The 24,123-nt window shown below is 64.2% G+C and carries 20 protein-coding genes; 11 read left to right on the top strand and 9 right to left on the bottom strand.

Features of this window, described 5'->3' with window-relative positions:
- Nucleotides 1–2 precede the first annotated feature (2 nt).
- From gspF to ACF8O8_RS01560, 8 genes are read left to right on the top strand one after another with little or no spacing between them, the layout of a single operon-like run.
- On the top strand, nucleotides 3–1,205 hold the full coding sequence (gspF, locus tag ACF8O8_RS01595; RefSeq protein ID WP_392509152.1) for a type II secretion system inner membrane protein GspF: 1,203 nt from the start codon (nucleotides 3–5) through the stop codon (nucleotides 1,203–1,205).
- A gap of 17 nt (nucleotides 1,206–1,222) precedes the next feature.
- Nucleotides 1,223–1,657 carry a type II secretion system major pseudopilin GspG gene (gene gspG / locus ACF8O8_RS01590; RefSeq protein WP_003254997.1) on the top strand — a complete coding sequence of 145 codons (435 nt, stop codon included), beginning with the start codon at nucleotides 1,223–1,225 and terminating at the stop codon, nucleotides 1,655–1,657.
- Between the two features lie 3 nt (nucleotides 1,658–1,660).
- A complete protein-coding gene (gspH, locus tag ACF8O8_RS01585) occupies nucleotides 1,661–2,092 on the top strand; it encodes a type II secretion system minor pseudopilin GspH (protein WP_060489318.1) in 432 nt (143 codons plus the stop codon).
- Entirely contained in the window at nucleotides 2,089–2,457 is a 369-nt protein-coding gene (locus ACF8O8_RS01580) for a type II secretion system protein GspI (protein WP_003254995.1), read from the top strand. Before gspH ends, ACF8O8_RS01580 begins: the two co-directional genes overlap by 4 nt.
- A complete protein-coding gene (locus ACF8O8_RS01575; protein WP_392509151.1) occupies nucleotides 2,454–3,044 on the top strand; it encodes a type II secretion system protein in 591 nt (196 codons plus the stop codon). The genes ACF8O8_RS01580 and ACF8O8_RS01575 overlap by 4 nt, the downstream gene beginning before the upstream one ends.
- The gene (locus tag ACF8O8_RS01570; protein ID WP_392509150.1) at nucleotides 3,041–4,117 is read left to right on the top strand and encodes a type II secretion system protein GspL; all 1,077 of its coding nucleotides are present in this window, start codon (nucleotides 3,041–3,043) and stop codon (nucleotides 4,115–4,117) included. The genes ACF8O8_RS01575 and ACF8O8_RS01570 overlap by 4 nt, the downstream gene beginning before the upstream one ends.
- The gene (gene gspM / locus ACF8O8_RS01565; RefSeq protein ID WP_010952229.1) at nucleotides 4,114–4,500 is read left to right on the top strand and encodes a type II secretion system protein GspM; all 387 of its coding nucleotides are present in this window, start codon (nucleotides 4,114–4,116) and stop codon (nucleotides 4,498–4,500) included. Before ACF8O8_RS01570 ends, gspM begins: the two co-directional genes overlap by 4 nt.
- Nucleotides 4,497–5,159, top strand: coding sequence for a hypothetical protein (locus tag ACF8O8_RS01560; protein WP_392509149.1), 663 nt, complete (start codon nucleotides 4,497–4,499; stop codon nucleotides 5,157–5,159). Before gspM ends, ACF8O8_RS01560 begins: the two co-directional genes overlap by 4 nt.
- Before the next feature lie 159 nt (nucleotides 5,160–5,318).
- Here the strand turns inward: ACF8O8_RS01560 and ACF8O8_RS01555 are convergent, their stop codons facing one another.
- The 3 genes from ACF8O8_RS01555 to ACF8O8_RS01545 form a co-directional block, all read right to left on the bottom strand.
- On the bottom strand, nucleotides 5,319–6,080 hold the full coding sequence (locus tag ACF8O8_RS01555) for a siderophore-interacting protein (protein WP_392509148.1): 762 nt from the start codon (nucleotides 6,078–6,080) through the stop codon (nucleotides 5,319–5,321).
- On the bottom strand, nucleotides 6,073–6,618 hold the full coding sequence (locus ACF8O8_RS01550; protein WP_003254989.1) for a PadR family transcriptional regulator: 546 nt from the start codon (nucleotides 6,616–6,618) through the stop codon (nucleotides 6,073–6,075). The genes ACF8O8_RS01555 and ACF8O8_RS01550 overlap by 8 nt, the downstream gene beginning before the upstream one ends.
- A gap of 89 nt (nucleotides 6,619–6,707) precedes the next feature.
- Complete coding sequence (locus ACF8O8_RS01545) at nucleotides 6,708–9,857, bottom strand: transglycosylase domain-containing protein (protein ID WP_392509147.1); 3,150 nt, start codon at nucleotides 9,855–9,857, stop codon at nucleotides 6,708–6,710.
- A 391-nt stretch (nucleotides 9,858–10,248) separates the two neighbouring features.
- On the opposite strand from ACF8O8_RS01545, the gene ACF8O8_RS01540 reads away from it, so the two are divergent.
- A complete protein-coding gene (locus tag ACF8O8_RS01540; RefSeq protein ID WP_003254987.1) occupies nucleotides 10,249–11,667 on the top strand; it encodes an amino acid permease in 1,419 nt (472 codons plus the stop codon).
- 36 nt (nucleotides 11,668–11,703) lie between these two features.
- Here ACF8O8_RS01540 and ACF8O8_RS01535 read toward each other — a convergent pair whose 3' ends face one another.
- Nucleotides 11,704–13,323 (bottom strand): FMN-binding glutamate synthase family protein, encoded by a 1,620-nt coding sequence (locus ACF8O8_RS01535; protein WP_392509146.1) that lies wholly within the window; start codon nucleotides 13,321–13,323, stop codon nucleotides 11,704–11,706.
- Nucleotides 13,324–13,537: 214 nt separating this feature from the next.
- Complete coding sequence (locus tag ACF8O8_RS01530; RefSeq protein WP_392509145.1) at nucleotides 13,538–17,818, bottom strand: DEAD/DEAH box helicase; 4,281 nt, start codon at nucleotides 17,816–17,818, stop codon at nucleotides 13,538–13,540.
- A 136-nt stretch (nucleotides 17,819–17,954) separates the two neighbouring features.
- On the opposite strand from ACF8O8_RS01530, the gene ACF8O8_RS01525 reads away from it, so the two are divergent.
- Complete coding sequence (locus ACF8O8_RS01525) at nucleotides 17,955–18,368, top strand: NUDIX domain-containing protein (protein WP_392509144.1); 414 nt, start codon at nucleotides 17,955–17,957, stop codon at nucleotides 18,366–18,368.
- Here ACF8O8_RS01525 and metR read toward each other — a convergent pair.
- A complete protein-coding gene (gene metR, locus ACF8O8_RS01520; protein ID WP_003254981.1) occupies nucleotides 18,352–19,269 on the bottom strand; it encodes a transcriptional regulator MetR in 918 nt (305 codons plus the stop codon). The two genes, ACF8O8_RS01525 and metR, sit on opposite strands and share 17 nt — an antisense overlap.
- Before the next feature lie 195 nt (nucleotides 19,270–19,464).
- Between metR and ACF8O8_RS01515 the strand changes: the two genes are divergently transcribed.
- On the top strand, nucleotides 19,465–20,460 hold the full coding sequence (locus ACF8O8_RS01515) for an alpha/beta fold hydrolase (protein ID WP_049588505.1): 996 nt from the start codon (nucleotides 19,465–19,467) through the stop codon (nucleotides 20,458–20,460).
- Between the two features lie 17 nt (nucleotides 20,461–20,477).
- Here ACF8O8_RS01515 and ACF8O8_RS01510 read toward each other — a convergent pair whose 3' ends face one another.
- From ACF8O8_RS01510 to ACF8O8_RS01500, 3 genes are read right to left on the bottom strand one after another with little or no spacing between them, the layout of a single operon-like run.
- Nucleotides 20,478–20,813: a GlpM family protein gene (locus tag ACF8O8_RS01510; protein ID WP_010952237.1), complete on the bottom strand. Its 336-nt coding sequence runs from the start codon at nucleotides 20,811–20,813 to the stop codon at nucleotides 20,478–20,480.
- Between the two features lie 23 nt (nucleotides 20,814–20,836).
- On the bottom strand, nucleotides 20,837–22,165 hold the full coding sequence (locus ACF8O8_RS01505) for a sigma-54 dependent transcriptional regulator (RefSeq protein WP_010952238.1): 1,329 nt from the start codon (nucleotides 22,163–22,165) through the stop codon (nucleotides 20,837–20,839).
- Nucleotides 22,162–24,066: an ATP-binding protein gene (locus tag ACF8O8_RS01500; RefSeq protein ID WP_392509143.1), complete on the bottom strand. Its 1,905-nt coding sequence runs from the start codon at nucleotides 24,064–24,066 to the stop codon at nucleotides 22,162–22,164. The genes ACF8O8_RS01505 and ACF8O8_RS01500 overlap by 4 nt, the downstream gene beginning before the upstream one ends.
- Nucleotides 24,067–24,123: the final 57 nt, after the last annotated feature.

Below are 24,123 nucleotides of genomic sequence, written 5' to 3'. Positions count from 1 at the left end.
GCATGCCGACCTATCGCTACCAGGCCGTTGACCTCGCCGGCAAATCGCACAAGGCCAGCCTGCAGGCTGACAGTGAACGCCACGCCCGCCAGCTGTTGCGCGAGCAGGGCCTGTTCGCCCGCCAGTTGCAGCGTCATGACGCCGGCAGCCGACAACCCCGACGCCAGCGCCTGAGCCGCGCCCAGCTGTGTGAGCTGACCCGTCAGCTGGCCACCTTGACCGGGGCCGGCATTCCCTTGGTCGATGCCCTTGCCACCCTTGAACGGCAACTGCGTCAGCCTGCCCTGCACAGTGTGCTGGTGGCCTTGCGCGGCTCACTCGCCGAAGGCCTGGGCCTGGCCCGCAGCCTGGCCCGGCAGGGCGCACCGTTCACTGGCTTGTACTGCGCGCTGGTCGAGGCCGGCGAACGTTCCGGGCACCTGGCCCAGGTGCTGACCCGCTTGGCCGACCACCTGGAGCAGGTGCAACGCCAGCAACACAAGGCCCGCACAGCGCTGATCTACCCCGCTGTGCTGATGGGTGTGTCGCTGGCCGTGGTGATTGGCCTGATGACGTTCGTCGTGCCCAAACTCACCGAGCAATTCGCCCATGCCGGGCAAAGCCTGCCGCTGATCACCTCGTTGCTGATCGGCCTGAGCCAGGGGCTGGTGCACGCCGGGCCCTGGTTGTTAGGGGTGGCGCTGTTGCTCGGGGGGCTGGCTGGCTGGTTGTTGCGCAAACCGCACTGGTGCCTGCGTCGCGACCAGCTGCTGCTGCGCCTGCCGCGTATTGGCAACCTGCTGCAGGTGCTGGAAAGCGCGCGTCTGGCGCGCAGCCTGGCGATTCTCACTGGCAGTGGCGTGGCCCTGCTCGAAGCCTTGCAAGTGGCCACCGAAACCATCGGCAACCGGCGTATCCGCCTGGCCATGGAGCAGGTGCGCCAACACGTGCAGGGCGGCACCAGCCTGCACCGTGCGCTGGATGCCAGCCAGCAATTCCCGCCGCTGCTGGTGAACATGGTTGGCAGCGGCGAGGCCAGCGGCACCCTGGCGGACATGCTCGAGCGCGTGGCCGACGACCAGGAGCGCGGCTTTGCCCGCCAGGTCGATACCGCCATGGCGCTGTTCGAACCCCTGATGATCCTGGTGATGGGCGCCGTCGTGCTGTTCATCGTGCTGGCGGTGCTGCTGCCGATCATGCAACTCAACCAGGGCCTGCAATTGTGACGACGAGGAGTATTGCCATGCAGCATCGACGTAACCGCCAACGCGGTTTCACCCTCATGGAAATCATGGTGGTGATCTTTATCATCGGCCTGCTGATTGCCGTGGTAGCGCCCAGCGTGCTGGGCAACCAGGACAAGGCCATGAAGCAGAAGGTGATGGCCGACCTGGCCACCCTGGAGCAGGCGCTGGACATGTATCGCCTGGACAACCTGCGCTTCCCCAGCAACGAACAGGGCCTGGCCGCGCTGGTGAAAAAGCCGGCTCAGGAGCCGCTGCCTCGGGCCTGGCGCAGTGATGGCTACGTGCGTCGCCTGCCGGAAGACCCGTGGGGCACCCCTTATCAGTACCGCATGCCCGGTGAACATGGCCGGGTCGATGTGTACTCGCTGGGCGCCGATGGCCTGCCGGGCGGCGAAGGCCAGGATGCCGACCTGGGTAACTGGGCGCTGTAACCGGTGCGCGGTCAGCGTGGCTTCAGCCTGATCGAGCTGCTGGTGGTGTTGGCTATCGCCGGGCTGATGACCGGGCTGGCGGTGGCCGGCCTTGGCAACGGCCAGGCCAGTGTCGAGCAGGCCCTGCAACGGCTGGCGGTCGAGGTCCGCGGCCAGGCCGCACTGGCCCGGCATGCGGGGCAACTGCGCGGGTTGCGCTGGAATGGCCAGCGACCGGAGTTCGTCCGCCGCGAGGGCAATGCCTGGGTGGTCGAAGCGGTCCCGCTCGGCGACTGGCCCAAGGGCCTGCACCCGGACTGGCCGGCCAGCCCGCAACCGCGCGTACTGTTCACGCCGCATGGCTGGGCGCAGGCGGGTAGCGTGCGCTGGCGCTGGGCCGATGGCAGTCAGCAATGGGCCTGGAGCCGCACTGATGGCATGTGGTTAGTGCCATGAAGCAAGCACAGCGTGGTTTCACTCTGCTGGAGGTGACCGTAGCCCTGGCAATCGCTGCCGTGCTGGCGGTGATCACCAGCCAGGTACTGCGCCAGCGGCTGGCAGTGCAGGACAACCTGCAACAGCACCGCCTTGGCCTGTTGTGCGCGCGTGAGCTGCAAGCCCGCTTTGCCGTCGAGCAGTACTGGCCCGCCGAAAACCAGGTAGCCGGCGAGCTCGGCCAAGGTGGCCAGCGGTGTCACTGGCAACTGCAACTGCGCCGCACCGGCGTGCGAGACCTGCGCCGTGGCGAACTGCAATTGTTCGCCGACCGCGACCAGCGCCTGCCACTGGGCCAGTACACCGTGTTTCTGGAGCGCCCATGAAACACCGCCAAACCGGCCTGACCCTGATCGAACTGATGGTCGCCCTGGCCCTGACTGCCGTGCTTGGCATCATGCTCGCCGCGCTGGTCAATGGCTGGCTGAAGGTGCGCGAACGCCTGCAGGACACCACTCGGCAAACCTCGGTGCTGGACTTTTGCCTGGCCCTGGAGCGGCGCTTCGACAGCCCGGTGCTGCGCCGTGTCTACGACCAGCGTCTGCCGCTGGCCAGCCGTTGGCTGGACTGGCAGCCCGCCAGCAACCAGTTGCTGTGGGTCGCCAGCACCGGCCTGCCGGCAGCCGAAGGTGGCTCGCGCCTGCAACGCCAGCGCCTGCGGTTCGAGGCCCGCGAGCAACGCCTGCTGCTGGAAAGCTCGGCGGACCTGTACGCCGCTGGCGCCCCGCGCTGGGTACAGCGCGAACGACTCGACCAGGTCAGCGGCATGAACGTTCTGTACTACCAGGGCGGCCGCTGGCTGGCCTGGCCTTCTGACCAACCGGTGCACCCAGGTCGTGGTGTGCGTCTGGAACTGCTGCGTGATGGAGCCCCCTATGTCTGCACCTTCGCCCTTCCATGGGGGCGCTCATGAAACTTGAATGGCGACGGCGTGCGCCGGCCCAGGCGTGGCTGCTGCTGCGCCCGGGTGCTGTCTGGCACTGGGCACTGGTTCAGGACGGTATTTTGCAAAGCGAGGGGCAGGGCGAGCCACCGGCCAACCCGCAGGCCCATGTTGCGCTGATTCTGCCTGCCGAGGCGTGCAGCCATTTTCGCGTGCCGGCCCCGCCCGGGCTCAAGCGCGAAGAATGGCCTTTGCTGCTTGAGGATCGCTTGCTGCAGGCCCCGCATGAGGTGGCCTGTGCTTGCCTGGCCCGTGAACCGGGGTACCTTCGTCTGCTGGTAGTGGCGCGTCAGCAGCTGGATGACTGGCGTGGCCAATGCGCCGAATGGGGCTTGCAGACGGTACGTTGCTGGGCGGAGCTGCAGCTGCTGCCACCACCCGAGCCAGGATGCGCCTGGCAATGGCAACGCACCCCCGGCATGTCGCTCTACAAAGGCTTGGCCGAAGATGGACAGGAGCACTGGCTGGCGTGGCCTGATGCCTTGGGTGGCGTGCCGCAGCCACCGTGGGCAGGGCTGCACAAGACGTTGCTGAGCGGCAATTGGCCAACCGTATTTGCGCCGCTCGACACACTGCCCGGCCTGTTCGATCGCGCCCGCAAGGTGCGCTCGTTGCCGGCCGCCTCCCGCCAGCAGCAGCGGCTGCTGGCAGCTTGCCTGGTGCTGGCTACCGTTTGGGGTGGCCTGTGGTTGAGCCAGCAATGGCGTCAGGCACAACTCTGGCGTAGCCAGGTCATTGCCGTGACCGGCGAGCAGGCCAGCCCTTGGCACGCGGCACAGGCCCTCAAGCGCCTGCGCGAGAGCGTACTGCAGCAGCAACTGCGTACACGTCAGCTCGACGACCTGCAGGCTCGCTTGCAGACCTGGCTGCGTGACAACCCCGGCTTGCGCCTGCAAGCGGTGCGCTTCGATGGTCAGCGTTGGCACCTGCGCCTGGAGGGCGAGGGCAGTGCGCCGCCATGGCCTGATATGGCGGCTGCCGCTGGCGCCACAGTGCAGGTTCAAGATGGCCAAGTGATCTTCGACCTGGGAGCAGCCTCATGAACCGTGACTGGCTGCAGCGTCATCGCATCACGTTCGCCTGGGGACTGATCGCCCTGCTGCTGGCCTTCCTGGCCCTGCGCGAAGGCATTGCGCAATGGCGCGTGCTTGGCCAGTGGCGTGTGCTGGCCGAACAGGCGGCCAGCCTCCAAGGCGGGCCCGGTTTGAACCTGGAGCGGCTACGTCAGTCGGCCCAGGCCCGTGGGGTCGAACTGATTGAAGTCGATACGCAAGGCAAGGCCTGGCAACTGCGTGGGCAGGTGGCCGATGAGCGCATGCTGCAAGGCTGGGTGCAGAGCCTGCGTGCAGAAGGCGCATTGCCGTTGCAATGGGGGCTGGAGCAGCAGGGCAAGGCTTTGCGATTCGACCTGGTGGTGCAGCCATGAGCCGCAGTTCAGCAATGGCCTGGGTGCTATTGGTATTCGTGCTCACGCTGTTTATCGAGCTTCCGGCCAATTGGGTGGTGCGTGCGTTCGGCCTGCCGGTACGCGATGTTGGTGGAAGCCTCTGGCAAGGGCAGGCACAACAATGGGGGCCGGTCGGGCCTTTGCGCTGGACGCTGCAGCCCTGGCGCTTGCAGGCTAATGCGCAAGTGGGGTTCCAGGGCCAGGCCTGGCAGTTGCGTGCAGAAGGCTGGCCTTGGCATTGGCGGCTGGAGGCATCAGCCAAGGGGGCTTTGGCGACGGTCTCGACGGATTACCGCCTGGCCGGCCAGTGGCAGGGTGTGTTGAGGATGCAGGGGGCAGGGCGCCAATGCCAGGCCAGTGAAGGCCGCGTGATCGTAACCGACCTAGCCCTCAGCGACCCTTGGTCCCTGGGCCTTGGGCACGGCTGGCTGGAAATGGATTGCCGCAGTGGCTGGCACCTGCGCGGGCAGTTGGCGCAGCAAGGGCAACATCAACTGACCGTGGATGCCGACCTGCCAGGACGCCAGGTGCAGGTGGTGTTCCAGCTGCAGCCTGAAGCGCAGTTGACGCCATTGTTGCGTGGGGCTCAATGGCTTGGACCGCAGGCCCTGGCGGGGCAGCGAGACCTTCGTTGGTAAGCAACAACGTGGCGCGGCCCCCTGTAGATAGGCTGTTGGCGGTCGAGCTTTTCTGAGGTGCTTGGGGCTGAACCGCTTGGTCTTATCAAATGGTTTAAACCGCGAAGCAGGCTGCGCTTTGCGTGGCACCGGCGAAGACGGCAGATCAGGCAATCACGATCACTCGTCGTCCGCAGTCCCGTTGGCCCGCCAGTAGGCTGCAGCCTTTAGCGCATCTTCCGGCACCCCTTTCTCCAGCAACAACGCCTTGGCCTGGCGAGTCAGGGCTTTTTCCAGCGCCACCCAGGCATACAGCTGGCCTTGCGGCAAGCTCAGGTTACGCACCAGCTCCAACAAGTCTTCCCCTTGGCGACGTACCCAGATCACTTCCACCTGCGCTTTGCTTGGCAGCGGCTGGCGCTCGTGCTCGTCTTCGATCTGGATCACTGCCAGCACCTGGCGGCCCGCTGGCAACTCCTCCAGCCGACGGCCAATGGCCGGGATGGCAGTTTCATCACCGATCAGCAGGTAGGCGTCGAAAATATCCGGCACCACCAGCGAGGCCCGTGGCCCTGCGATGTCCAGGGTTTGCCCAGGCGCGGCTTGCGCGGCCCAGGTAGAGGCAGGGCCGTCGCCGTGCAGCACGAAGTCGATGTCCAGCTCATGTGCCACCAGGTCGATGCGCCGTGGTGTGTACTCGCGCATGGTGGGCCGCGCGCCACCGTCCTTGCCCAGATTACGGGCCTCGATGGCCTGTTGTTGCTCCGGCGTTTCGGCGAACAGCAGCTTGATATGGTCGTCGCTGCCCATGCTGGTAAAGCCTTGCAGCTCGGCACCCCCCAGGGTGATCCGGCGCATGCGCGGGGTCAGCTCGGTGACCCGCAGCACCTGCAGACGGCGCTGGCGGATCTCGTGGTTTACGCGGTGAATGGTGTCACTCATGGGGCGTCTCCCTGAAAGGTTCGGTGGGCCCGGAGGCGATGGCCTTGGCGGTATGGTTGAGCAGGTCACGGACCCGTTCGATTTCTTCCACTGTCCAGCGGCCGCTGTGCATGTGCAGTGCATGGCGCAGGTTGCCGACCGCTTCATGAATCTCTGGTGGGCGGTCGTGGCCGCGCAGGGCGCGTTTGCTGACCTCGATGCGCATGCGCACGCCATCCAGGGCCACTGCCTGATCCGCCAAGGCGCTGCGGCCGGCATCGGTGATGGCATACAGGCGTTTGCTGCCTTGTACCTGGCCGCTGATCAGTTCGGCCTCTTCAAGGAAGTTCAGCGTGGGGTAGATCACCCCAGGGCTTGGGCTGTAGCTGCCGTCGAACAGATTTTCGATCTGGCGGATCAGGTCGTAACCGTGGCCGGGCTGCTCGGCCAGCAAATCCAGCATCAGCAGCTTGAGGTCACCCGGGGCGAAGACACGCGGGCCGCGCTCGCCACGGGCGGGGCGCCGCTCGAAGGGATCATGAGGGGGATGTTCGCGCATAGGGATAGGGCTCCGTCGTTTGCGATATATCGTAAGATATTACTCAAGATATATCTAAAGACAAGCCCTTCAATGCTGATGATTATCATCTACTGCGTCGATGTGTTCCCTGCCGGTGACGGTGTGTGCAGGGCAACCTGTGGCGGCTTGCACTCATTCGGATTGCCCGGCTGCAGGTAAGGCATGAGGATCGGTGCCATGCCCTTGAGCACCTGCACCGGCAGCGCCGAGGTAAATTTGAACGCTTCTGCCGTGCGACCCGGCACGAAGGCGGTCAGCGTGCCGAAATGGTTGTCGCCAAGGAAGAACACGAAGGTGGCGGTGCGGTTCAGCGAGCGCGAGCCGATCAGCCGGCCGCCGGCGCCAAAGCTCTCGATTCGGTTGTCGCCGGTACCGGTCTTGCCGCCCATCACCAGCGGCGTGCCGTCCTGCAGCTTGAAACTGCCGGAAATACGCCGCGCGGTACCTGCATCGACCACTTGCGACATGGCGCCTTTGAGTGCACGCGCCACTTCGACTGGCAGAATTCGCACGCCCCGGTCAGGGTCTGTGATCAACTTGGTCTCGTAGGGTGTGTTGGCTGCGAAATGCAGGGTGTCGATGCGCAGGGTAGGCAGGCGAACACCGTCGTTCTGGATGATCCCGACCAGTTCGGAGAGGGCAGCGGGGCGGTCGCCGGAGCTGCCGATGGCGGTGGCCAATGAGGGCACCAGGTGGTCGAATGGATAGCCCACGCGTTTCCAGCGTTGGTGGATATCGAGGAAGGCTTCGATTTCGACCATGGTGCGGATGCGGCTGTCACGGGCGCCCTGGTGGCGGCTCTTGAACAGCCAGCCGTATACCTCCTGGCGTTCGAAACGACTGGCGTTGATCATCTCGGTCAGTGTCGAGCTCGGGTTCTTCAGCAGGTAGCCAAGCAGCCACAGGTCCAGCGGGTGGACCTTGGCGATGTAACCCTGGTCGGGCAGGTCGTACTTGCCGGGGCCGTAAGCTACGTACATCTCGGACAGACGGCCATCGGTCAGTTTGCCCAGCACGACCTTGTCACCCTTGAGGTGGGCACGCACGAACGCGTTGAAGGTTTCCTGGCTTGCCTCGGGGAACAGGTAGCGGTGTACCGCCGCCAACCGCTGTGGGGTCACGCGCATGCTGTCGAGGAAGGTGTCCAGGCGTTGTTGCGAGGTTTTACGCTGGTACTTCTTCCAGAAGCGCATCAGGTAGTTGGTGCCTTCCTTGTCGGCAAAGCGCGCAAGGTACTCCTGGCGGCGCGGGTCGGCATCGTCCTTGAGCAGCGGCACGCGGTTGTACGGCTGCTGGTAAGTCACGTAGCGCACCAGGTCGCGCATCAGCCGGATGAACGGCAGGTTGATCGACTCGCGCAGTGCATCCTTGAGTGTCGGGTTGCGGTTGTTGTCTTCCTTGCGGAAGTTGTTGAACACATGCATCCCGCCACCGGTGAAAAACGCTTCACCGGTGTTGGCCGAATACTTGCGCTCGAGCGCGGCGTCGAGCATGGCGTCAAGGCTCTGGTTCTTGCTGTTCAGCGCCAGCCATTCCAGCGACCATTGCGTGATGCGGTCGAGTTCGGCCACTTCGACCTTCTTCAGCTCGGCGGCAGGTTTGCCGGCGTACTTGTCGTGCAGCTCGGCGATAATTTCAAGGTAGGTGGTCAGTACCCGCAGCTTGGCGGTTGAGCCCAGCTCCAGCTTGCTGCCTTCGTTGATGTCGAAGGGCTGGTTGGTGCTGTCGGTCTGCACCCGGACCCGCGAGCCATCGGCGGTGCGTTCGAACAAGGTGAAGCTGTAGCTCACCTGGTCGGTGGTCTTGGCAGTGAGCAGCCGCTCGCCGATCAGGCCGATCTGTGCGGCAAACTCCGGGTCGGCAAGGTTTTTCAGGTACTGGCTGATCTGCAGCTGCAGGTCGGCCTGCAAGGTACTGGTGGCTGACAGGTCGAGGCGGTCGAGGTCGTACAGCGGGCGATTGAGCATGGCCGACAGGCGGTTGCGCGCCAGGCTGATGCCCTTGTTGGTAATGATCGGTACGATGGTCGGCTGCGCGACCCAGTCGCGGTACACCGCCTTGCTGGCCAGCGCGGCATCGGCCAGTGGCTGATCGATGACCTTGTTGGCGGCGAGCACGCGGATGTGCGCGTCGGTCAGTTCGGCCAGCTCGACCCGGCCCTTGGACAAGTAATGCGAGGGGCGGCGTTGGGCAATCATCAGCGACAGCACCTGGCGCAGGGCCAGGCCGCGTGCGGCCATGCTCTGGGGGTCGGTGGCGGTGGCGTTCAGGGCCTGGTTGACCTGGTCGAAGTCGGCGCCGTACCACACCCGCAGGCCCTCGGCCATGCCATGTACCTCACCATGCCCAGGCACAGCCGACAGCGGTACGCTGTTGAGGTAGTCACGCACGATGCGCTGGCGTGCCTCGGTGGTGTCGGGACCGCCTTGGTAGGCACGCACGCTGGCAGAAATCATCTGCCGTATTTTCTCTGCGCCCGACACCGTCAGGCCGTCGGGTGAGTGGCGATATTTCTCCAGCTGTGTGGCCAGGGTGCTGCCGCCGGCAGACTGGCCGGGCAGGGCCAGGTACTTGGCGACCTGGCTGTAGGCGGCCTTGGCAAAGCGTGGCCAGTCCACTGCCGGGTTGTTACGTGGGTCCTGGGTATCCAGCAGGTCGCGGTTTTCGATGAACAGCAAGCTGTTGACCATCACGGGAGGGATCGCTGCAAAGTCCGGGTACAGGTGCTGGGGGTAGTTGTACTGGTACAGCGTGTCGCCGCGGCAGTCGGTGATCGACAGGCCGGCCTGGATTTTCTCGATATAGGGGGCGAACAGCCCATGATCGACGTAGTTCATCAATGCGGGTGAGAACTTCACCTGTTCGCTGATGAGGTAGTCGCGCTTGAGCAGGCGTGGCAGGAATTCACCCAGGGCGCTATAGCCCAGGCGTTTGTCGAACGGCCCGTCACCGGGGTAGATGATGGCATCGCTGGGACCGGGTTGCAGCGAATAGGTCAGTGTACTGGCCAGTTTGCTGAACTCGCGCGATTGCAGTTCAGAGGTACGGAATTCGTCATACGCGGCAACACCGATGGCAACCAGCGCCACCAGCAGGATGAGGATGATCAGCCGCCACCATAGCCGACGCTGACGGGGGGACTTGGGTTGTGGCGTCTCGGCCGGAGGTATCTCGGGTGCTTCCGTTCTGCTTGGTTCCGATTGCCACAGTGCGCCCATAATCTTCTATCCGGCCAAGTATTTTCGTCTTGCTTGTCTGAAGCTTAGACGTTGAGTGGATAGGGTGAAAAATTTGTAAGAAGAAGGAAAAAGTCATGTGGGGCTATGCGGCTTTGGTGTGGGTTCCTTCAACGGACGATGTTGCTATGGTGCCCCGGCGATTTTTGGGGCGTGTGGCGGCCCCAGAGTTCTAGCCAAATTTCTGCATATATACAGTGAAAACTCCTACAACGGTCTTCCTATACTGCTCGCCCCCTTCGCCTTGCCGGGCGCTCTACTCCGGCACACGGGCCGGTCCACAAGGCCAGCCTGGCAAGCCAATGCCACGCCTATCGGCTTGGTCGCGGCGGCACGAAGGTCAAATCCAATAACAAAATGAGGTTGTATTGCTATGCCAGTCGGCAACCACTCTGCCCACGGCCAGGCCACTGAAGGCGGCCCGCTCAAGCGTGAACTGGGCGAACGGCACATCCGCCTGATGGCGCTGGGCGCCTGTATCGGTGTCGGTCTTTTCCTCGGTTCGGCCAAGGCGATCGAAATGGCCGGCCCGGCCATCATGTTGTCCTACATCATCGGCGGCCTGGCCATTCTGGTGATCATGCGCGCCCTTGGTGAAATGGCCGTGCACAACCCTGTCGCCGGCTCGTTCAGCCGTTATGCCCAGGATTACCTCGGCCCATTGGCGGGCTTCCTGACCGGCTGGAACTACTGGTTCCTGTGGCTGGTGACCTGTGTTGCCGAAATCACGGCAGTGGCCATCTACATGGGCATCTGGTTCCCCGACGTTCCGCGCTGGATCTGGGCCCTGGCGGCGCTGGGCAGCATGGGCGCGGTCAACCTGGTGGCGGTGAAGGCTTTTGGTGAGTTCGAGTTCTGGTTCGCGCTGATCAAGATCGTCACCATCATCGCCATGGTGCTTGGCGGCATCGGCATCATTGCCTTCGGCTTTGGCAATGACGGTGTGGCAGTGGGGATCTCCAACCTGTGGAGCAACGGCGGTTTCATGCCCAATGGTGTGACCGGCGTGCTGATGTCGCTGCAGATGGTGATGTTCGCCTATCTGGGTGTGGAAATGATCGGCCTCACCGCAGGTGAAGCACGCAACCCGCAAAAGACCATTCCGCAGGCCATCGGCTCGGTGTTCTGGCGCATCCTGCTGTTCTACGTCGGCGCGTTGTTCGTGATCCTGTCGATTTACCCGTGGAACGAAATCGGTAGCCAGGGCAGCCCGTTCGTCATGACCTTCGAGCGCCTCGGCATCAAGACCGCCGCCGGCATCATCAACTTCGTGGTCATCACGGCGGCGCTGTCATCGTGCAACGGCGGCATCTTCAGCACCGGGCGCATGCTCTATAGCCTGGCACAGAACGGCCAGGCCCCGGCGGCCTTCGCCCGCACCTCGAAGAACGGCGTGCCACGCAATGCGCTGCTGCTGTCGATTGGCGCATTGCTGCTGGGCGTGCTGGCCAACTACCTGGTGCCAGAAAAGGTCTTCGTCTGGGTGACCTCGATCGCCACCTTCGGTGCGATCTGGACCTGGGTGATGATCTTGCTGGCGCAGTTGAAGTTCCGTGCCGGCCTTACCACTGCCGAGCGCAAGGCACTGAAGTACCGCATGTGGCTGTGGCCGCTGAGCTCGTATCTGGCACTGGCCTTCCTGGTGCTGGTGGTGGGGCTGATGGCGTACTTCGAGGATACGCGTGTGGCCCTGTACATCGGCCCGGCGTTCCTGGTGTTGCTGACAGTGCTGTATTACACGTTCCGCCTGGCGCCGAAAGACGCACAAGGTGTGACGAGTACAGCCTCCTGACCTGACGTGGGGCCGCCTTGCGGCCCCAGCGTTCTCTCAGGCCGCCACTTCGCTGTGCGGCTCGAAACTGTCCGCCCGGGCCAGTTGCCACATCCGCGAATAGAACTGGCCGTTCACCTCGCCGGTCAGCAGCTCACCTGGCTTCAAGAACACATGCATCTGCGAGAACAGCTTGATTTCGGTGGCCGAAATGCGCCGCACCAGGTGCTTGGCCTCCAGTTGTGCCGGATGCTCCAGGCCTGCCGCCGCCAGCATTTCTGCCAAGGCACGCAACGTGTTGTGATGGAAGTTCAGCACCCGCTGGGCTTTGTCGGGCACCACCAGCGCGCGCTGGCGCAGCGGATCTTGCGTGGCCACGCCGGTCGGGCATTTGTTGGTGTGGCAGCTTTGCGACTGGATGCAGCCGATGGCGAACATGAAGCCGCGTGCCGAGTTGGCCCAGTCGGCGCCAATGGCCAGCACGCTGGCGATGTCGAAGGCGCTGACAATCTTGCCGCTGGCGCCCAGCTTGATCTTGTCGCGCAGGTTCAGGCCGACCAGGGTGTTGTGCACGAACAGCAGGCCTTCACGCAGTGGCACGCCGATATGGTCGGTGAACTCCACGGGCGCTGCGCCGGTGCCGCCTTCCTTGCCATCGACGACGATGAAGTCGGGCAGGATGCCGGTTTCCAGCATGGCCTTGGCGATGCCCATGAATTCCCACGGGTGGCCCAGGCAGAACTTGAACCCCACTGGCTTGCCGCCGGACAGTTCACGCAACTGGGCGATGAACTGCATCATTTCGATCGGTGTCGAGAAGGCGCTGTGGCGCGACGGTGAGATGCAATCCTCGCCCATCAGCACGCCACGGGTTTCGGCAATTTCCTGGGTGACCTTGTGTTTGGGCAATATGCCGCCATGGCCGGGTTTGGCGCCCTGGCTCATCTTGATCTCGATCATGCGCACCTGAGGGCTGCGCGCCTGGGCGGCGAAGCGTTCGGGATCGAAGCGCCCATCTGGCGTGCGGCACCCGAAGTAGCCGCTGCCCAGTTCCCACACCAGGTCACCACCGTGCTCGCGATGGTAGGGGCTGATGCTGCCCTCGCCGGTGTCATGGTGGAAATTGCCCAGCTTGGCGCCCTGGTTGAGCGCACGGATGGCATTGGCGCTGAGCGAGCCGAAACTCATGGCCGAAATGTTGAAGATCGACGCGGAATACGGCTGGCCGCACTGCGGCCCACCGACGATGACACGGAAGCTGGTCGGGTCAGCCAGCGGTGCCGGGCGCATGGAGTGGCCGATAAACTCGAAACCGGATTCATATACGTCGATCAGGGTGCCGAAAGGTTTGTCCGAGGCTTCGTTCTTCGCCCGGGCATACACCAGCGAGCGCTGGGCGCGGGAGAAGGGCAGGGCATCGCTGTCGGACTCCAGCAGGTACTGGCGGATTTCCGGGCGAATGGCCTCGACCAGATAGCGGATGTTGCCGAGAACCGGGTAGTTGCGGCGTACGGCGTGGCGCTGCTGCAGCAGGTCGAACAGGCCGATCAGGCTGAGAATGCCTGTGGTCAGGGTGAACGGCCACAGCCATTCGTGGTGGCTGAAGGGGAGGCTCGCCAGGGTGAACAGCACACAGGCGGCGAAGAAGGCATAGCGACTGAGAAGTGACAGGCTCATACAGGGTCCTTGCGATGGCGCGGTCAGGCTCAGGGCCTGGGGGCAAACCCCGACCATAGCCAAGTTGCCGGGCGCTGCAAAATAAAATCGGGGTAGCGAAAATCATTCTCGAGCGTAGGAGCGGGTTCACCCGCGAAAGGGCCGGGCCTGCTGGCCAATTTCTACCCGCCGGTCAGCGTTGCCGCCGCCACCGTATTCGCGGGTAAACCCGCTCCTACAGGGGGGCGCGCAGCAGTTTCTGCCGCCAGCTTTCCTGCTCCTGTACGGACGCCTCGACCAGATACGCGTAACGCCCGGCCATCCGCACCGCCACCGGTATCCCGTCGCGATACAGAAGCCGGTTGCCAATCACTGCCGGCACTTTCGCCCCAGGCAGCAACGAGCCGATCAGGTTCAGTGGGTCACCGGCGCTCACCACCTGCAGCGTTCCGTCCGGTTCACGTCGTCTCACTTGCCGCAGCAATACTACCGCCTCAGGCAAGGCGAACTGTTCACCGGCCAGCCCGGCAATGAAGCGCCCGCCCCGGATCTCGCCACGCGCTTCCAAGCGGTGATAGCAGCGCAGCAGCTCACGCCAGGGCGGCAGTACATCACTCTCGCGCGCCAACAGCCGCCAGCAGATCACGCCATAGCGGCGCAGCAGCGTGCGGGCAATGTGCTCCAGGCGCTGGTCGTGATCCGGGGGCGCATCGCTGCGGCGCAGCAGGGCCCAACGTCCGGCATGCGCCATGCTGCTGGAAAGCGGCGGGTGCCCTCGGCGGCTGTTACGTGAGCTGCGCTTGGTTGCAGGCGTGATCAGGCTGCGCAAGCCAGTGAAACTGTCCGCCCCGGCCAGGCCCGAGCCCACCAGCTCCTGCAGTGCAGTTTCCAGTTCACTGGGCAGCAAGTGTGCCTCATGTGCCAGTTCATCGAAGAACAGCGCACCCTGGGTTTTCAGCGCTTCGTGCACACGTTGCGCACGTAGGCCAAGGGCGTCGACAGCAGGTGCGGGCGCCAGGCTGCGCCACGTGTTCAACTGGTCCCGCGGCAGCAACACCAGTGGGGTACTGGTCAACGTGCTGCTCGCCACTGTTGCCGCCAGCCGGCTCCAGGCAAACTGGCCACTTCGGCAGGCTTCGTCGAGCCAGTGCGGACTGTAGTCTTTGATACGCGCCGGCAGCAGTTCCGCCTCCCAGGCCGCTGCGGCGCTGGGGAACCCTTGTAACTGGCCGAGCACTTCGGCCACCGCCTGCGGACCACGCAGGCGCTCGTCAGGCGCCAGGTGCTGCCAATCGAACAGAAAGCGCATGAAGTCTTGCAGGCTGACCGGTTCGATCTCGCGGCGCAGGCGTTTGACCGTGTAGCGGTGGATGCGTGCCAGCAAGTGGCGTTCGCACCATTGCAGGTCAGTTGCACCTGGGCTGAAATGCCCGCGCAGCACATAGCCTTCGGCTTCCAGGCGGGCCAGAGCCTGCTCGATATCGGTTACCGGTTTGCCCAATGGCGCAGCGATCTGCGCCAGGGTCTGGGGGCCATGGCCGCTCAGGCGGGCGCGCAGCAGTTCGCTCAGTGCGTGGTCGGGCTCGATGGGCTGGTCGAAGCCAGCGAGCCGTTCGAGCGCTGGCTCCCTGTGCGCTGTGGGGTACAGTGCCAGCAGCAGGTTCAGGCGTTCGCGGGCCAACCAGAGCTTGTCATCGGGCAGGCGCAAGGCACGCCCAGCCTTGGCCAGCTGCCTTAGCAGCAAATCCCAGCAGGGGTTGGCATCTACCTCGACCTGACCGATGGCACCCAGGCTCATCAATGCCTCGTGCATTTCGTCGGGATTGGCCGGCTGTGGCCAGGCCTCGGCCGCGACGGCAGCAATGGCATCAGCGTCCAGCGCGCCCAGGTCGTCGCTACTGTGCACGTCGTTCCAGCGCCGGTTGAGCACCGCCTGGGTACGTCGTTCTTCCAGTGGCGCATCGTCCAGAAAGGCATAAGGCCGGGCGTTGAGAATCGCTGATGCCAGCGGCGAGGGGGCGGGCAGATCCCGGCACAGCAAGCGCACTGCACCGCTTTCCATACGCCGCAGCAGGGCCAGCCAGCCTTCGCTGTCCATCGCCTCGTGCAGGCAATCGTCGAGGGTTTGCTCGACCAGCGGATGGTCGGGAATCTGCCGCTCGCCGGCGATGTTCTCCAGGCAGGCGATCTGGTCGGGGAACACGGCGGCAACCAGGTCCTCACTCTTCATGCGCTGGATTTGTGGCGCCACCTTGCGTCCGCCCACAAAGCGCGGCAGTGCCATGGCCACGCCTGCATTCCAGCGCCAGCGCACGCCAAACAGCGGTGCATCGAGCAGGGCCTGGATGAGAATCGGCTCGGCGCTGCGGCTGTTCAGGTAGCGCCACACTTCGTCCAGCTCGAAACTGTGGCTGGTCGACAGTGACAGCACGATGGCGTCCTCGCTGGCGGCAGCCTGCAGTTCGAAGTTGAAGGTGCGGCAGAAGCGCTTGCGCAGGGCCAGACCCCAGGCGCGGTTGATGCGGCTACCGTAGGGTGAATGAATGATCAGTTGGGTCCCGCCGGACTCATCGAAAAAACGTTCCATCACCAGCGTATCCTGCGAGGGCAGGGCGCCAAGCACTTCACGGGTGCGGGCCAGGTAGTCGAGCAACTGGCCCGCACAAGCTTCGTCCAGTTCGAAGGTCGCCTGCAACCAGGCCAGTACCTCCACCGTGTCGCCGCCTGCCTGCGCCAGTTGCTGGTCGATTCGCGCCTGCAGCCGGGCCACGGCGGCAGACAGCTCGTCACTGCGCCCCGGCGCTTCACCCAGCCAGAACGGAATGGTCGGTGGCAGGCCATGAGCATCCTCTACCCGCACCCGGCCCGGCTCGACGCGCAGAATGCGATAGGAGGCGTTGCCCAGCTGGAAAATATCGCCAGCAATGCTTTCCATGGCAAAGTCTTCATTGACGCTGCCGATGTTCAGCGCCTGCGGTTCCAGCAACACGGCGTAGTCGGCGTTGTCGGGGATGGTGCCGCCGCTGGTCAGCGCGGTCAGCTGGCTGCCACGTCGGCCACGCAGCGTGCCGCTCACTGCGTCACGGTGCAAGTAGGCACTGCGCACACCCTGGCGGCCGTTGTAGCCCTCGGCGAGCATGCGCAGCAGGGCCTGGTAGTGGTGCTGGTCAAGCTCGGCGTAAGGTGTGGCCTGGCGCAGGCAATCCAGCAGATCCTGTTCGTGCCAGGCCTGGTTGCTGGCTTCTGCGACGATCTGCTGGGCCAGCACATCCAGCGGTGCCCGGGGGATGTGCAGTGCGTCCAGTTCGCCCTGTCGAACGCAGTCAAGCAAGGCAACGCATTCGATCAGGTCATCGCGTGAGGTAGGGAACAGGCGCCCCTTCGGCACACCATCGACCTGGTGTCCAGCGCGGCCAACCCGTTGCAGGAAGGCGGCAATCGAGCCCGGCGAGGCGACCTGGCAGACCAGGTCGATATCGCCGATATCAATGCCAAGCTCCAGCGATGCGGTCGCTACCAGCACCTGGAGCTGGCCGCTCTTGAGCCGCTGCTCCGCATCCAGGCGCAGCGCTTTGGACAGGCTGCCATGGTGTGCGGCAACCGCCTCCTTGCCCAGCCGGTCGCTGAGGTGGCGGGTGATACGTTCGGCCAGGCGCCGGGTGTTGACGAATACCAGCGTGGTGCGGTGTTCACGGGCAAGGGTGGCCAAGCGGTCATACACCAGGCCCCAGACATCAATGGCCATCACCGCCCCCAGCGGTACCGGCGGCACTTCGATGGCCAGGTCACGCTTGCGGGCATGGCCGATATCGACAATGGCGCAGGGGCGCCCGCTACCCACCAGAAACTGTGCCACCCGTTCGACCGGGCGTTGGGTAGCGGACAGGCCGATCCGCCGCAGTGGTTTTTTGCACAAGGCTTGCAGGCGTTCCAAGGTCAGTGCCAGATGGGCGCCACGCTTGTTACCGGCCAAGGCATGGATTTCGTCGACGATTACCGTGTGCACATGGGCCAGGCCTTCACGGCCAGAGGCCGAGCCCATCAGCACGTAAAGCGATTCGGGGGTTGTCACCAGAATGTGCGGGGCCAGCTTGCGCATGGCGGCGCGTTCCTTCTGCGGTGTATCGCCGGTGCGTACCGCCGTGGTGATGCGTGGGGCGTTCAGGCCTTGCTCTGCAATGGCTTGGCTGATGCCTTCGAGCGGGGCCTGCAGGTTCAGACGAATGTCATTGGACAGGGCCTTCAGAGGTGAAACGTAGATCACCAGGGTCTGTGCGGGCAGTTCGCCCTGATGCTTCATGCCTTCACGCAGCAGCTCATCAAGCACGGCCAGAAAAGCGCTCAGGGTCTTGCCTGAGCCGGTCGGCGCGGCCAGCAGCATGGATTGCCCGGCGTGGATCAACGGCCAGGCCTGTGCCTGGGCATCGGTGACCGTGGCGAAGTGGCGGCGGAACCAGGTGCTGACGGCAGGATGGAACAGCTCGAGCACCGGGTGGTGTTTGGCGGGCAGGTTCATGTGTTGTTTATGGAGGGTGTGCAACAGGTTGGCAAGGGGCCGCTCGTCTACCAGGCCGACACAGGAATGACCGGCCTTGTCAGGCCAATGACCCCATGGGATCCTCGCGGGTCATTTTATTCAGCGAGCCCACTTCATGCCCAACATCATCCGCATCGCCGCCGCCCTGCTGATCGACCCTCAGGGCCGCACGCTGCTGGTGCGCAAGCGTGGCACCGAGGCTTTCATGCAGCCAGGCGGCAAGATCGATGCCGGTGAAACGCCGGTACAGGCGCTGGTGCGCGAGTTGCAGGAGGAACTGGGCCTGCGCATCGACCCGGCTCACGCCATGCACCTGGGCCAGTTCAGTGCCCCCGCCGCCAACGAGCCCGGCTTCGAAGTGCAAGCCGAACTGTTCCGTGTCGACAGCGCCGCTGCCGTGGTGCCGGCCGCAGAGATCGAGGAGGTGGTCTGGCTGGCAGCAGATCAGGCGCCCGTCATGCCACTGGCTCCCCTGACCCGCGACTTGATCCTGCCGCTGTATCGCCAGGCGCTCAACGCACCGCGCTGACGCCGTCGAGGGTGGCGAACGAGGTGTCCTTGGCCGTCAGCAAAAAGTCGCGCATGTAAGGGGCATCGAGCATGTCGGTGCGTACGGCGGCATAAAGCGTGGCAAACAGGCCTTTCTCGCCCAGGCGTTTGCCCTTCACATAGCCGCGCGAGCTGTACTCGTGCAGTGCCCAATGCGGCATGCCGCATACGCCACGGCCGCTGGCCACCAGTTGCATCATCATCACCGTCAGCTCCGAGGTACGCACGGCGGCTGGCTCGATATCGGCGGGCTCCAGGAAGCGGGTGAAGATGTCCAGGCGATCGCGCTCCACCGGGTAGGTGATCAGCGTCTGGTCGAGCAAGTCTTGCGGCACGATGTAAGGCTTGCTGGCCAGCGGGTGCTGGTTGGCCACTGCCAGCATCGCCTCGTAGGTGAACAGCGGGACATAAGTGATGCCTGCCAGGTCCACTGGGTCGGAGGTCACCACCAGGTCAAGGTCGCCGCGGGCCAGGGCCGGCAGCGGGGCGAAGGCAAAGCCCGAGGCCAGGTCCAGTTCCACTTCCGGCCAGGCATCACGGAACTGGTCGATGGTCGGCATCAGCCACTGGAAGCAACTGTGGCATTCGATTGCCATGTGCAGGCGTCCGGCCGTGCCTCCGGCCAGGCGTGCGATGTCACGTTCGGCACTGCGCAGCAACGGCAGGGTGGCATCAGCCAGTTGCAGCAGACGCAGCCCGGCGCTGGTGAAGCGGATTGGCTTGGTCTTGCGCACGAAAATCGGGAGGCCCAGGCGCTCTTCCAGCTCCTTGAACTGGTGCGACAACGCCGACTGGGTCAGGTGCAGGCGTTCGGCGGCCTCCACCAGGCTGTCGGCTTCGCGCAGGGCATGAAGGGTTTTCAGGTGACGGATCTCCAGCACAGATGACTCCGGGGTGTGGAATTGAAGAAACAGGGAATGAATTGAGTTTCTCTCATGATGCGGCATCTGTCGACTGGGCGATCGTCGCACCGCCTGGCGGGAGTCATGAAACTGTCACCGAATTGTGGCAGCGCGCCCGAACAGAATTCATCAGACTCGCGCTCTACTGGGGATCTGCATTCTGGTGTTTCTTTCATGCGGGCTTTTTGGCTTTTTCTTTTCTTTCTGTTCAGCGCACCGGCGAGTTTCGCCGAACAGCGCTGTGACGCCCAGGTGCCGGTGCAGCGTGCCGAACTCGGTGCCGTCAGCCTGGTGTACCAGAGCGTCGGTGCGCCACGCGACCCGGCCTTGCTGCTGGTCATGGGCTTGGGCGGACAGCTGATTCATTGGCCAGACGACGTGGTCGAAGCATTGTGTCGCCAAGGTTTTCGGGTGATCCGCTATGACAACCGCGATGTCGGCCTGTCACGCTGGAACCAGGTGCCACCGCACGCCAACCTGACGCTCGAACTGTTGCGTTACAAGCTGGGCCTGCCCGTGTCGGCGCCCTACACGCTGACTGATATGGCCGATGACGGCTTGCACCTGATGGACGCGTTGGGCGTGCGCCAGTTTCATGTATTGGGTGTGAGCATGGGCGGCATGATTGCCCAGCACCTGGCGGCGATGGCGCCCGAGCGTGTGCGCAGCCTGACGCTGGTCATGTCCAGTTCAGGGGCGGCGGGGCTCCCGGCGCCGGACCCGGCGCTGGTGCAGTTGCTGGCCCGGCGCAGCGCACCGAACCGTGAAGTGGCAATCGAGCAGCAGGCCGACCTGCTGGCGGCCTTGGGCAGCCCTGAGGTACGGGACGACCGCGAGGTGTTGCTGCACCAGGCGGCGCAGGCCTACGACCGGGCGTTCAACCCTGACGGGGCCAAGCGCCAGATCATGGCGATACTGGCCGAGCCGAGCCGCGTCGAGTTGCTCAACCAGTTGCGAGTGCCGACCCTGGTGGTACACGGCACGGCTGATCCGTTATTGCCGGTGATGCATGGCGTGCACTTGGCGGCGCATATCCGGGGCAGCCAGTTGCGCTTGATCCCGGGGCTGGCGCACCGTTTCCAGGAGCCGTTCAAGGCGCCGTTACTGGGGGCGGTGTTGCCTTATTTGCAGGCGCACAGGCAAGAGGTCACGCACATCGCAGGGCTCTGAATCGGCGTCGATTTCGCTCAGTGCATCCGCACCCACACAGTCACCAGCACGGTCGCGGCGATCAGCCAGGCCACTGTGGCCAGCGCCATCGAAGCCTCGAGGCGCAAGCGGTCGACCAGTACATACAGGGTTGCCAGGTACACGAAATACGGAATGATCGACCACATGCCAAACAGGATGGTGGTCTTGAGGTCGGCAATGCTGCGCCCCTTGCCGACGATGTAGTGGGCAATCAGGGCGAAGGTGGGGAACAGCGGCACCAGCCCTGCGATGTAGTAGTTGCGCGTTTTCGACAGCACCGCCAGCAACAGCACCACGCCTGCGCCCAGGGCCGCTTTGAATACCAGGTCCACGTTGTTTTCCAGTTTGGGTTCAGTCAGGCGAGGCCGTATTTTTTCACTTTGTCGAACAGCGTGGTCTTGGCCATGCCCAGCTCCTGGCTGGCCTGGCTCAGGTTGCCACCCGTGCGTTGCAGGGCATCAGTGAGCAGGTTGCGTTCGAATGCTTCCACCGCCTCGGCAAAAAGCAGGCCTTGGTTGGCACCACCGCTGGGGCCTTTCTTGAACGCTGGCAGGCCGAGGGCATAGCGTTCGGCCACGTTGCGCAACTCGCGCACGTTGCCTGGCCAGTCGTGGGCCATCAGGCGCGACAGGGTCTGGCTGTCCAGTGTCGGTGTTTCCCGATCAAAGCGCAGGGCCGACTGCTGCAGGAAATGTTCGAACAACTGCAGGATGTCTTCACGGCGCTCACGCAGCGGCGGCAGCTCAAGGGTGACCACGTTCAGCCGGTAATACAGGTCGCTGCGGAACTGGCCGCTCTGGCCCAGGGCATCAAGGTCCGCCTTTGTCGCGGCGATCACCCGGCAATCCACCGGGATGCTCTGGTTCGAGCCCAATCGTTCCAGGGTGCGCTCCTGCAGCACGCGCAGCAGCTTGATCTGCAGGTTGATCGGCATGCTCTCCACTTCATCGAGGAACAGCGTGCCGCCGTTGGCGTGTTCGATCTTGCCGATGCGGCGTTTGCCGGCACCGGTGAAGGCGTTGGCCTCGTGGCCGAATATCTCGCTTTCAAACAGGTTTTCCGGCAGGCCGCCACAGTTCAGCGCCACGAACGGGTGGCTCTGGCGGCGGCTGAAGTCGTGCAGGCAGCGTGCGACCAGCTCTTTGCCGGTGCCGGTCTCGCCTTCGATAAGCACGTTGGCTGAGGTGTCGGCGACGTTGGCGATCAGTTCGCGCAAGTGCTCCATGGCCGGTGAGCGACCAATGATGCGTCCCTCCAGGCTGCTCTGTTCGGCCAGCTGGCGGCGCAGGGCCACCACTTCGCGTGACAGCCCGCGCTGTTCCAGCGCGCGGCGTACCACGTCGACCAGGCGCTCGGGGGAGAACGGTTTTTCCATGAAGTCGTAGGCGCCGTTACGCATGGCGCCAACGGCCATGTCGATATCGCCATGGCCAGTGATCAGCACCACCGGCAGGCTGCGGTCACGGGCCTTGAGGCGATTGAGCAGCTCCAGGCCATCAATACCCGGCAGGCGGATATCGCTGACGACAATGCCGGCAAAATCGTCGCCGATGCGTTCCAGCGCCTGTTCGGCGCTGCCTACGCCCTCGCAGGCAATATCCTCCAGGGCCAGCGCCTGCTGGCAGCCGAGCAGCACATGCGGGTCGTCTTCGACGATCAGGACGGTAAGAGGCGCTTGGTTCATGGATGCTCTGCCGATTCGCTAGGGGGTGAAACCAGAGGCAGGGCCAGGACGAAGGCCGTGCCGCCTGTGACGGGATGCTCGACGTTCAGGCTTCCCTTGGCGGCGGCGGCAAGGCTCGCCGACAGGGTCAGGCCCAGGCCCAGGCCATGCTCGCCCGGTTTGGTGGTAAAGAAAGGTTCGAACAGGTGCTTGCGCGCTTCGGGGTCGATACCGTGGCCGTTGTCGCGCACCTGCAAACGGTACTTGTCACCCTGCAACTCGCCTTCCAGCCATAGCTCAGGCTGCGGTTGCGCGGCCATGGCGTCAAGGGCATTCCCGATCAGGTTGACCAGAATCTGCTCCAGGCGGGTCTGGTCGATGGCCAGTTGCTGGTCCTCGAACTGGTGGTGCAATTGCAAATGACAGGCACTGATGCGGTTGGCCAGCACCTGCAGGGTGGCCTCTACTGCCTTGGCCAGTGAAGCCTGGCCGCTGTCATCGCCGCGCCGGGCGAACGAGCGAAGGCTGGCGGTGATGCGGCCCATGCGGTCGATCAGGTCATTCATGGTGCGCAGGTTGGTGCTGGCGGTTTCCAGCGCCCCGCGCTCGAGGAAGCGCACTGTATTGCCAGAAAGGGTGCGCAGCGCAGCCAGTGGCTGGTTCAGCTCGTGGGCAATGCTGGTGGACATCTGCCCGATGGCGGCCAGCTTACCTGCCTGCACCAGCTCATCCTGGGCGTGGCGCAAGGTCTGCTCGGCATGCCGGCGCTCGCGAATCTGGCCCTTGAGGCGTTCGTTGCTGGCGCGCAGGTCGGCGGTGCGTTCGGCAATCCGCCGCTCCAGCTGGCTGTTGGCCTCTTCAAGGGCTTCGCGGGCCGCCAGGCGGGTGGCGATCACTTTGCGCCGCTCGTTCCAGGCAATGCCGAGGATCGCCAGCAAGGCAAAGGCCACGCCCACCAGAATGCCCTGCACCATGGATTCGCGACGCAGGTCCTGCAGTGGGGTCAGCAGGGTGAAATGCCAGGGGGTGTCGACCAGGCGCCTGGTTTGCGCCAGATAGGCCACTTCGTGCGGTTTGCCATGAGCGGTTTCGGTGTTGGCCGGGAAGGTCAGTTTTTCCACACCATCGGCCAGGGTTTCCCGGGCCAGGGGCTGCAATTCGTTCAGCGGCCACCAGTAGTACTGCAGGCTTCGCGCCAGGCGCTCCTTGATTTGCGGGGTCAGCGGGCGCACCGACTTGAGGCGCCGGGCCGGGTCGCTGGAGAGAATGATGATGCCATTCTCGTCGCTGACGAACGCCTCCAGGCGAGCACGCTGCCAGCGCTCCTCGAGGGTGTCCAGGCGCACCTTGATCACCGCAACGCCTATGATCTTGCCGTGCTCCTCAAGCCCATGGGCCAGGTAATAGCCGGCCTCGCCCGTGGTACTGCCGATGCCGTAGAACCGCCCTGGCTCGCCGCGCACGGCAGTCTGGAAGTAGGCGCGGAACGACAGGTCTTCACCCAGGAACGAGTCGGCATCGCGCCAGTTGCTGGTGGCCTGTACCCGGCCATTGGTGTCGAGGACGAAGATGGCCCGACTGCGACTGCGACGGTTCAGGCCTTCAAGGTATTCGTTGACCGTCTGGCGTGAGGCACCGTCCGGGTCGTTGAGCAGGTGCGAGACGCTGTCTTCCAGCTCCAGCAGGCTCGGCAAGTAGGTGTACTTGCTGATTTCGCTTTCGACCGTGCGTGCGTGCAGCTCCAGCTGGCGTTCGCCGTTTTCGCTGAGGGTGCGGATACCATTGCTCTCGCTGATCAGGTAGCCAGCCATTCCCAGGCCGACCATCAGCAGGATGATCAGTGGTGGTAACAGCAATTGACGGATCAGGCGGGAATTCACGGCAGGCTTGGCAGGGTGAAGTAGCGAGGGATCGCATTTCATCACAGTGGCCTTGTTACGACCAGCTTCCGCTGCCTGGTGGGTCCCTGGCAGCGGAAG

The organism is Pseudomonas sp. TYF_14 (assembly GCF_043105275.1).
In the GTDB taxonomy this organism is placed as follows: domain Bacteria; phylum Pseudomonadota; class Gammaproteobacteria; order Pseudomonadales; family Pseudomonadaceae; genus Aquipseudomonas; species Aquipseudomonas alloputida.
This window is presented reverse-complemented; position numbering and strand designations above follow the sequence as displayed.

Bases quoted from the DNA above. Each gene is read 5' to 3' on its own strand.
- gspF (WP_392509152.1), top strand. From the start codon at position 3: ATGCCGACCTATCGCTACCAGGCCGTTGACCTCGCCGGCAAATCGCAC.
- gspG (WP_003254997.1), top strand. From the start codon at position 1,223: ATGCAGCATCGACGTAACCGCCAACGCGGTTTCACCCTCATGGAAATC.
- ACF8O8_RS01580 (WP_003254995.1), top strand. From the start codon at position 2,089: ATGAAGCAAGCACAGCGTGGTTTCACTCTGCTGGAGGTGACCGTAGCC.
- ACF8O8_RS01575 (WP_392509151.1), top strand. From the start codon at position 2,454: ATGAAACACCGCCAAACCGGCCTGACCCTGATCGAACTGATGGTCGCC.
- ACF8O8_RS01570 (WP_392509150.1), top strand. From the start codon at position 3,041: ATGAAACTTGAATGGCGACGGCGTGCGCCGGCCCAGGCGTGGCTGCTG.
- gspM (WP_010952229.1), top strand. From the start codon at position 4,114: ATGAACCGTGACTGGCTGCAGCGTCATCGCATCACGTTCGCCTGGGGA.
- ACF8O8_RS01560 (WP_392509149.1), top strand. From the start codon at position 4,497: ATGAGCCGCAGTTCAGCAATGGCCTGGGTGCTATTGGTATTCGTGCTC.
- ACF8O8_RS01555 (WP_392509148.1), bottom strand. From the start codon at position 6,080: ATGAGTGACACCATTCACCGCGTAAACCACGAGATCCGCCAGCGCCGT.
- ACF8O8_RS01550 (WP_003254989.1), bottom strand. From the start codon at position 6,618: ATGCGCGAACATCCCCCTCATGATCCCTTCGAGCGGCGCCCCGCCCGT.
- ACF8O8_RS01545 (WP_392509147.1), bottom strand. From the start codon at position 9,857: ATGGGCGCACTGTGGCAATCGGAACCAAGCAGAACGGAAGCACCCGAG.
- ACF8O8_RS01540 (WP_003254987.1), top strand. From the start codon at position 10,249: ATGCCAGTCGGCAACCACTCTGCCCACGGCCAGGCCACTGAAGGCGGC.
- ACF8O8_RS01535 (WP_392509146.1), bottom strand. From the start codon at position 13,323: ATGAGCCTGTCACTTCTCAGTCGCTATGCCTTCTTCGCCGCCTGTGTG.
- ACF8O8_RS01530 (WP_392509145.1), bottom strand. From the start codon at position 17,818: ATGAACCTGCCCGCCAAACACCACCCGGTGCTCGAGCTGTTCCATCCT.
- ACF8O8_RS01525 (WP_392509144.1), top strand. From the start codon at position 17,955: ATGCCCAACATCATCCGCATCGCCGCCGCCCTGCTGATCGACCCTCAG.
- ACF8O8_RS01515 (WP_049588505.1), top strand. From the start codon at position 19,465: ATGCGGGCTTTTTGGCTTTTTCTTTTCTTTCTGTTCAGCGCACCGGCG.
- ACF8O8_RS01505 (WP_010952238.1), bottom strand. From the start codon at position 22,165: ATGAACCAAGCGCCTCTTACCGTCCTGATCGTCGAAGACGACCCGCAT.
- ACF8O8_RS01500 (WP_392509143.1), bottom strand. From the start codon at position 24,066: ATGAAATGCGATCCCTCGCTACTTCACCCTGCCAAGCCTGCCGTGAAT.